We start from the raw sequence: 8063 nt of genomic DNA on the forward strand, positions 1-8063 counted from the left end.
AAGTTACCGGTATCCGCAGAGGGTACGAGGGGATGATAAATGGTGAATTTTTCGCCATGGACAGGAAATCTGTTTCCAACATTATTCAGCGTGGTGGTACAATTCTTAAAACAGCACGCAGCGAGCAATTTAGAACCCCGCAAGGCCGTAAACTGGCTTACGAACAACTAAAAGAACACGGTGTTGATGCCCTTGTGGCTATTGGGGGTGATGGCACATTTACAGGTGCGCATATTTTTGGCGAAGAATATGATATCCCTGTAGTTGGGTTACCCGGCACTATTGATAACGACCTTTTAGGCACCGATTTTACCATTGGTTATGATACTGCCATTAATACCGTTATTGACGCGGTGGATAAGATCCGGGATACCGCAGAATCGCATGATCGCGTGTTTATTGTAGAAGTTATGGGCCGCGACTCGGGCCTTATTGCTTTACGCACGGGCATTGCTTCAGGTGCAGAGGCTATTATTATCCCCGAAACTGAAACAAATATCAACGTACTGTGCGAGAGGTTGGAACATGGCCGTAAAGATAAGCTGTCAAAAATTGTTATTGTAGCCGAAGGTGACGATGCTGGCGGCGCCTTTGAAATAGGCCGCCATGTAAAAGAGCGCTTCCCGAATTATGACACAAGAGTTTCTATCCTTGGTCATATTCAAAGAGGTGGCCGCCCGTCATGTATGGATAGGGTATTGGCAAGCCGTGTAGGTGTTGCCGCTGTCGAAGCTTTAAAGGATGGCCATCGTAACGAAATGATAGGCGTTATACATAACGAAATATCATATACCCCGTTTGAGCATGCCTGCAAACATAATGTTGAGATTAACCCCAACTTTTTAAAGATAGTAGAGATACTGGCGATATAAAGTTGGATGAACATATATAAAAAGAGCCGCTCAATTGAGCGGCTCTTTTTATATTTAAATTGTCATTTCGAACGAGGTACGAGGAGAAATCTTTTAGAATTAACAAGTAGCAGACATGCATGGTGTAAAAGTTTTCTCTTCGCCCCATCGCTCATTCCCACCTCTTGCTCATTCGAAATGACAGGCGGTTAGGGCGTATGTATTACCCCGCTTTCGGCGTAATGTCAACAACTTTCGCTTCACCATCCCTTTGCAGTTTTTTAAGCATTTCGGTGCCTATCAGGGCATCTATCATACCGTTGCCGCCGCCGTTTTGGCCATTAACTAAAATCTCGGGTACCAGTTTAATACCATTGCTGGCTAAAGCTTCGGCAACACGTACTATAGCATACTGCTCGGTACCCATGGCCTCAGTTTTTTGTTTGGTAACCTCGGCTTCGGCCAAACCTATAGCCCTAATTTTACCGGCATCGGCACTACCATTAACTTCGGTTGCATTGGCATCCGCTTTAGCGTTAATAGTTTTCGCTTCTGCATCGGCACGGGCAATAATGGTTTTATTCTCGGCATCCGCTTTAGCGTTAATTACTCTCGATTCGGCGTCACCCCTCGCGGCAGCAACTTTTGAGGCCGCCATTTGGGTGTTTATCTCTACCTGCCGGGTTGATTTTACAACCTCGGGCTGCATATCGGCACCGGCTTTGGCGCTCTCAAATTCCTTACGCTCTATCTGGGCGCCTTTTTGAATTTCGTACGTAACGCGTTCCTGCTCGGCTATTTTACGGTCGGTAAGGGTTTTCATCAATGCTTCCGGCGGCACAATGTCACCTATTAATGTATCCACACCCTCTACGTTATAATCGGCCAGCACTTTGCTGATCTGGGCACGGGCATCTTCCTGCCTTTGCGACCTGTTGGTTAAAAACTCGATAACACCACTTTTTTGTGCCGAGTTACGGAAGTAGTTGGCAATAGTGGGTTCCAGCACCTGCGATACCAGGTTTTTTGTATTACCAAAACGGGCAATAACCTTTGGCGCATCGTTACGAGGGATGTGGATGATCTGCGAAACATCCAAATTAAATGTAAAACCATCGGATGAACGCACACTAATTGTACACAGGTTTTTATCCAGCTCGTGCGATTCGGTGCGGCTGTTAGCCCAGTTAAGCACGATATTGGTAGTGGGTACAATTTCTACCGTATGGGTATAAATGTTTACGGGGTGCTTGCCTGGGTCTAAAGGTTCATCCCAAACACCTTTGTCGTACTTTTTAACAATGTTACCATGCGTAAAGCCCACGCCGCTGGTATCCTTGCCTTCGGGACCAACAAAGGAGTTAACCACGCCCACATAACCAATATGTATGTGGACCATTTCTACCTGTTCTACAATAGCGAACCACGGGTTTAGGTAATAAGTACCTGCCAGGATAACGTCTTCCTGCAATCCTTTTTTACCACCTGCGATGATGAAAGCCATCGGGTCCTGGTAATTACGGTGGCCGGCAACCGAGCCGCCTGCAATTTCGCCTTTATCCAAAGGCTCCCCATCTAAAGTAGTTACAATACCCACCTTGTTTTCGTGAATACTGGTGGTTGGTACCATCACAATCTCGAACAGGAAAGTGTTGATACGGTAATTACCCGGAGTTAAGAAAGCCGCCTGCGGGCCTTTTTGTCCGTTGTTTTCCAGGAAGGCTTGCGAATCCTGGAACTTATCGCAATCAACCGGCTTGCCCAGTACACGGCCTATATCCATTGGGGCGCCGTCTTTTGCTTTTACCAGGCCCAGCCTATCCTGCTGGATAATAGTAAACTGCTCCATAGTAATTACATACTGCCACGGCCACATGCGCCAGTACAAGCCCGGGGCAAGCGGTTTGGCCTGCATACCCGCTTCGCCATTAATAGCGATAATACGGCCATCGGGTAGCCGTTTGCTCCCGTAAAGGGTGAATTTTTTGACAACCAAACCAATGCGGTCATCAGGAACGATGATCATACCACATAATACGCGCAATACAAATTTGTAAAGCACCAAAGCGCCAACCAGCAGGAACACCCACCAGAGTTGAATAATTGTTTCAGACATTTTTGTTTTTGATTAATTTAACGGGGCCCTTAAGGTGCGGGCTCCTCACAATAACTTATAGCTTTATGAGACCTTGGCTATATAGCGTTACATATGATTAGAAGGAATAATAGTTGTTACAAAAAAGAAAGGAAATATTTTTTGCGTAGCATTTAGGCGATTTGACTCACCCCGGCATCGCTTCGCTTGTCGACCCTCTCTTCGCTGCGCGGAAAGAAGGTGAAGATTTTTCGGTCGTTCTTCCCCCCTCCTTCGGAAAGAAAGGGCAGGGAGGTGAGTTAACTCATAAACTTTGCCTTTCCCCCATTAATTATTCGCCCGCTTATATACTATTAATAATTAGGCTTTTAATTTAATATAAATTTATTTACCTTTGCATCCCCGCAGAAAGAACTCCGGGGACAATGTTGAATACATAAAAACAAAAGAATGGCAACTAAGATCAGACTGCAAAGACACGGTAAAAAAGGAAAACCTTTTTATTATATCGTAGTAGCAGATGCCCGTGCTCCAAGAGACGGTCGTTTTATTGAGCGTGTAGGTTCATACAACCCAAACACCAATCCGGCTACAATTGACATCAATTTCGAAAAAACTCTTGAGTGGGTTAACAATGGCGCACAGCCAACAGACACTTGCCGTGCAATACTGTCTTACAAAGGCGTATTATACAAAAAACACTTACAAGGCGGTGTTAAAAAAGGTGCTTTAACCGAAGAACAGGCAGAAACTAAATTTGCTGAATGGTTAGATCAAAAAGACAGCAAAATAACAGGTAAAAAATCAAATCTTAACGCTGCAAAAGACGAAGCCCGTAAATTGGCTTTAATTGCTGAAGCTAAAAAGAAAGAAGATAAAGCTGCAGCTATCGCTGCTAAAAACGCTCCTGTTGCCGAAGAAGTAGAAGAAGAAGTTGTTTCTGAAGCACCTGCTGAAGAAGAAGCTGCTGATGATACTGAAACTAAAGCAGAAAGCGCTGAGTAATTATTTGAACGAAAGTTCTAAAACATATGGCGAAGCAACCCAACGGTTCTTCGCCATTGTTATTTAAACGCATTTGTATTATGAAAACCGAAGATTGTTTTAGGTTAGGCAGCATTTTAAAAACCAAGGGCTTAAAAGGCGAAATGCAGTTGTATATCGACTTTGAGGATGCCGATACCATAAAAATTAAATCGCTGTTTGTGGATATTGCCGGCAAGCTGGTACCCTATTTTGTAAGCTCAATAAAGTTTTTGCAAAAGAACCAGGCCTACCTTAACCTGGAAGATGTAGATACCATTGAAAAAGCAGCCATGCTGGTTAAGAAGGACATTTACCTGCCAAACAAGGTAAAACCTAAAAAGAAAAAGGAAGAATTTACCCTTAAAGATGTAAAGGGCTTTATCGCGGTTGATGAGATCCACGGCGAACTGGGCGAGATACTGGATGTGGTAGAATATCCACAGCAATTAATAGCATCGGTAAATTTTAAAAGCAAGGAAGTATTGTTTCCGCTTAATGTAGATATCATAAAAGGAATTGACGTGGAAGGCGGCGAGATCTATATTGCCCTGCCGGATGGTTTGTTGGATGTTTATTTAGAGGGATAAAACACAATAGCTTATTTCACGCAAAGACGCTAAGTCGCAAAGCAATTTGTGGGTTAGCGTCTTTTTGTTTTAAATAATAACTCCATTTACTTCCTTCTCACATAGCATTTCTGCAAGAAAAACAGTTGCAAAAAATATTTTGTCAAACATGTTTGACTTTTGTAAACTTTGTTTTACATTTGGTAAATCAAACTTTACAATCATGAAATCACGATTTTTGTTCCCACATTATTATCGAAGGATAGGGTACTTCTGTTTCATTGCAGTTGTTCTATTGGGCATTATTTTTAAAATAATGCATCCAAATGGCTTTGCACAGGAATTGCATCATGATCCGCAACCGGGCATGAAACTCTCGCATGATGCTATCGCTTTGCTCGTGCTTTTTGGATTAATATTTATCGCTTTCTCTAAAGAAAAAATAGAAGATGAGCACATCTCGCTCATCAGATTAGAATCATTGCAGTGGGCTGTGTATCTGAACTATTTTATGCTGGCCATTTGTGTTGTGCTTACCAACATAAACGAATTGATTCATGTTATTTTAACCGCGGTGTGGGCCCCTCTGATATTTTTTATTATTCGTTTTCGCTGGATGATTTTCCGCCTAAACAGGGACGCAGGAAAAGAAGTTGATTTATCATAATTAATCCACACTATTAAACTTACAATCATGAAATCACGCTTATTACTACCACACGGCTTTAAGCTATTAGGATGGCTTTTGGCATTGCCCGGCTTTGTGCTTGGATACCTGGTTGTTTATAAAGCCTACGAAATTCCGGGCTTTGGTTTAAAACTAAGGGAAGCCAATAACTTGTTTTTACCCGCTTTTGAAAACTTCACTAACGAACTTGCTTTAATATTGGTTGTTGCCGGGTTAATTTTCATCGCGTTTAGCAAACAAAAAATCGAGGATGAGTTAACAGCCAGCATTCGGCTTAATGCCTTATACTGGGCTATATTAGTTAATTACGCCTGGTATGCCGTGTTTTTAGTTGTAGTAGCCGTTGTTAATGGTTTTCACCTAAAAGCACTTGAAAGCGGGATCGACGCTTTCGCGGAAGGCTATACTTTTATGGTATACAATCTATTTACACCGCTATTAATTTTCACGGCACGTTTTTATTATCTGTTATACAGGCATAACGATGAGTATGAAATAAAGCCAACCAGGTTTTTATCAAATAATCCTTATCGCGTAATTGGACAAATACTAACACTAATATTTGGTGTAATTGTAATAGTGCAAGGCTATAGAGAGCAGGATATTACCTGGGTATTTTATATACTGCCTTTGGCGATGCTGGCTTGGGTGTTCTCTAAAGAAAAACAGGAAGACGAATACATTAACGCCATTAGGCTGGATGCCATGCAAATTGCGGTTTATGCGAACTATTTAATACTATTGTTGGTTAACTTTGTTTTTTACGGTACCGATTTTTTGTTAATAATGGTATTAAACCTGGCTACTATCCCTACAATATTTTTGATAGTGTTCCACTACCGTTTATACAGGATCAGGCAACAGGATAACGCGGCCAGAAGAAGCAATTTAAACGTAAACATTTTATAACCACGCACCATGAAAAATACATTGCGTGTAGAACGCGCTATAAGGAACATTACACAAGCCGATTTAGCCAGCCTTATAGGCGTATCACGTCAAACCATTAATACTATAGAAAGTAATAAATATGTACCTTCAACCGTATTATCGCTTAAAATAGCTCGTGTGTTTGGGAAAAAAGTTGAAGACATTTTTGAGTTAGAAGAGGGCGATTAGGGAGGATTTATATTAAAAGATTAACCAATGGCAACAAAAACCACTTTTGCACCCATGCTCATTATCCCCAATGGGATAACTGATGTAAGTTTTTACACAAAAGCCTTTGGCGCTGAGGAGATGCGACGCTTTAGTAACGACGATGACAGCATCCACGTAGTTGAATTTTCTATAAACGGTGCTATATTCCATATGCATGAGCAATGGGAAACAAAGCTGGTAAGCCCGCAAAGAGCAGGAGCAAGTACCGTTTCGGTAAATATATTTGTAGAGGATGTAGATGCAGTTGTAGAACAGGCTGTAGCTGCCGGCGCTGAGATTACCTCGCCCGTACAAGATTTTGATTATGGTTATCGCCAGGGCGATATCATCGATCCTTTTGGCCATTGCTGGCAAATACAGAAGAAGATCTGAAAGAAAGAAGAGTCAAGAATGGAGAGCCAAGAAAAAGTCTTGATTCCTGGCTCTTTACTCGTGTATCTAATAAAAGTATCTTTGCGCCATGCGTTTCGATATCATCTCTGTTTTGCCCGGCCTGCTGGAAAGCCCTTTCGCCCACTCTATTTTACAGCGTGCGCAAAAAAAGGGCATATCCGAAATTGTAGTGCATAACCTGCGCGATTACTCTACCGGCAAGCAAAAAAGTGTCGACGATTACCCCTATGGCGGCGGCAGCGGCATGGTAATGACCATTCAACCCTTTGCCGCCTGTATCGAGAAACTGAAAAGCGAACGCGAGTATGACGAGATCATCTTTATGTCGCCGGATGGTGAAACGCTGAATCAAAAGATAGCTAATCAGCTATCTATCAAAAAAAATGTAATTATACTTTGCGGCCATTATAAAGGAATAGACCAACGCATCAGGGACATCTACGTTACACGCGAGATCTCGATAGGCGACTATGTACTATCCGGCGGCGAACTGCCCGCTGCGGTACTGGTTGATGCTGTGGTTCGGCTTATACCAGGTGTACTATCTGACGAAACATCGGCTTTATCAGATTCTTTTCAGAATGATATGCTTGATGCCCCCGTTTATACCCGCCCTGCGGATTGGAATGGGCATAAGGTGCCCGATATATTGTTAAGCGGCAATACCCCCGAAGTAGAAAAATGGCGTTTTGAACAAGCCATGGAGCGCACCAGGACCAGAAGACCCGATTTATTGGAGTAAACAGTGGAGAGTTGCTGAGTAAGTTTATCGGTGAATGGTTGCATGGGTTAAAATCTCTCTCATAATCAACCCGATCAATCAAAAACCCACGTTGTTTGTGGACAAAACACAATTTGTGGAAATTTTTAAAATAGGTTTTTAAAATCCAAATAATATCCTTATAATTGCACTCCGATTTTTACGGGTTAAAAATCGCTTTAAGAGCTAAAAATCATGGATTTAGTAAAATTTGTAGAAGAGCAATCAGTAGTTAAGAATACCTTCCCGTCGTTTAAGGCTGGTGACACTGTTAGCGTGCATTATAAAATCAGAGAAGGTAACAAAGAACGTATACAACTTTACCAAGGTGTTTGTTTACAACGCAACAGCGTTGGCAACAGCGAAACCTTTACAGTTCGTAAAGTTTCTAACGGTATAGGTGTTGAGCGTATCTTCCCTATCAACTCTCCAAATATTGATAAAATAGAAGTAAACAGCGTTGGTAAAGTACGTCGCGCTAAATTGTTCTATCTGCGTGCCCTTACCGGTAAAGCAGCTCGTA

The 8063-nt window shown here is 42.3% G+C and carries 10 protein-coding genes; 9 read left to right on the top strand and 1 reads right to left on the bottom strand.

Features of this window, described 5'->3' with window-relative positions; all coding sequences use genetic code 11:
• Positions 1-872, top strand: an 872-nt coding sequence (locus tag JWQ85_RS02870) for an ATP-dependent 6-phosphofructokinase (RefSeq protein ID WP_299463647.1), incomplete at its 5' end; no start/stop codon positions are given.
• Positions 873-1074: 202 nt separating this feature from the next.
• On the opposite strand, the gene JWQ85_RS02875 is transcribed toward JWQ85_RS02870, so the two are convergent.
• Positions 1075-2967 carry an SPFH domain-containing protein gene (locus JWQ85_RS02875; protein ID WP_299463650.1) on the bottom strand — a complete coding sequence of 631 codons (1893 nt, stop codon included), beginning with the start codon at positions 2965-2967 and terminating at the stop codon, positions 1075-1077.
• 429 nt (positions 2968-3396) lie between these two features.
• Between JWQ85_RS02875 and JWQ85_RS02880 the strand changes: the two genes are divergently transcribed.
• The 8 genes from JWQ85_RS02880 to rplS form a co-directional block, all read left to right on the top strand.
• Positions 3397-3951 (top strand): 30S ribosomal protein S16, encoded by a 555-nt coding sequence (locus JWQ85_RS02880; protein ID WP_299463653.1) that lies wholly within the window; start codon positions 3397-3399, stop codon positions 3949-3951.
• Between the two features lie 80 nt (positions 3952-4031).
• Positions 4032-4559: a ribosome maturation factor RimM gene (gene rimM / locus JWQ85_RS02885; protein WP_299463656.1), complete on the top strand. Its 528-nt coding sequence runs from the start codon at positions 4032-4034 to the stop codon at positions 4557-4559.
• A 202-nt stretch (positions 4560-4761) separates the two neighbouring features.
• Positions 4762-5205, top strand: coding sequence for a hypothetical protein (locus JWQ85_RS02890; RefSeq protein ID WP_299463659.1), 444 nt, complete (start codon positions 4762-4764; stop codon positions 5203-5205).
• Positions 5206-5232: 27 nt separating this feature from the next.
• The gene (locus tag JWQ85_RS02895) at positions 5233-6135 is read left to right on the top strand and encodes a hypothetical protein (protein ID WP_299463662.1); all 903 of its coding nucleotides are present in this window, start codon (positions 5233-5235) and stop codon (positions 6133-6135) included.
• Positions 6136-6144: 9 nt separating this feature from the next.
• Positions 6145-6345: a helix-turn-helix transcriptional regulator gene (locus tag JWQ85_RS02900; RefSeq protein ID WP_299463665.1), complete on the top strand. Its 201-nt coding sequence runs from the start codon at positions 6145-6147 to the stop codon at positions 6343-6345.
• A gap of 27 nt (positions 6346-6372) precedes the next feature.
• On the top strand, positions 6373-6759 hold the full coding sequence (locus JWQ85_RS02905) for a VOC family protein (RefSeq protein ID WP_299463668.1): 387 nt from the start codon (positions 6373-6375) through the stop codon (positions 6757-6759).
• Positions 6760-6847: 88 nt separating this feature from the next.
• Positions 6848-7522 carry a tRNA (guanosine(37)-N1)-methyltransferase TrmD gene (trmD, locus tag JWQ85_RS02910; protein ID WP_299463671.1) on the top strand — a complete coding sequence of 225 codons (675 nt, stop codon included), beginning with the start codon at positions 6848-6850 and terminating at the stop codon, positions 7520-7522.
• 213 nt (positions 7523-7735) lie between these two features.
• The coding region (gene rplS / locus JWQ85_RS02915; protein WP_367186178.1) for a 50S ribosomal protein L19 at positions 7736-8063 on the top strand (328 nt) is incomplete at its 3' end.

The organism is Mucilaginibacter sp. (assembly GCF_028288105.1).
Lineage (GTDB): Bacteria > Bacteroidota > Bacteroidia > Sphingobacteriales > Sphingobacteriaceae > Mucilaginibacter.

Excerpts from the sequence above, each read along its gene's own strand:
- JWQ85_RS02900 (WP_299463665.1), top strand. The coding sequence starts at position 6,145 with ATGAAAAATACATTGCGTGTAGAACGCGCTATAAGGAACATTACACAA.
- JWQ85_RS02905 (WP_299463668.1), top strand. The coding sequence starts at position 6,373 with ATGGCAACAAAAACCACTTTTGCACCCATGCTCATTATCCCCAATGGG.
- JWQ85_RS02880 (WP_299463653.1), top strand. The coding sequence starts at position 3,397 with ATGGCAACTAAGATCAGACTGCAAAGACACGGTAAAAAAGGAAAACCT.
- rimM (WP_299463656.1), top strand. The coding sequence starts at position 4,032 with ATGAAAACCGAAGATTGTTTTAGGTTAGGCAGCATTTTAAAAACCAAG.
- JWQ85_RS02895 (WP_299463662.1), top strand. The coding sequence starts at position 5,233 with ATGAAATCACGCTTATTACTACCACACGGCTTTAAGCTATTAGGATGG.
- trmD (WP_299463671.1), top strand. The coding sequence starts at position 6,848 with ATGCGTTTCGATATCATCTCTGTTTTGCCCGGCCTGCTGGAAAGCCCT.
- JWQ85_RS02875 (WP_299463650.1), bottom strand. The coding sequence starts at position 2,967 with ATGTCTGAAACAATTATTCAACTCTGGTGGGTGTTCCTGCTGGTTGGC.
- JWQ85_RS02890 (WP_299463659.1), top strand. The coding sequence starts at position 4,762 with ATGAAATCACGATTTTTGTTCCCACATTATTATCGAAGGATAGGGTAC.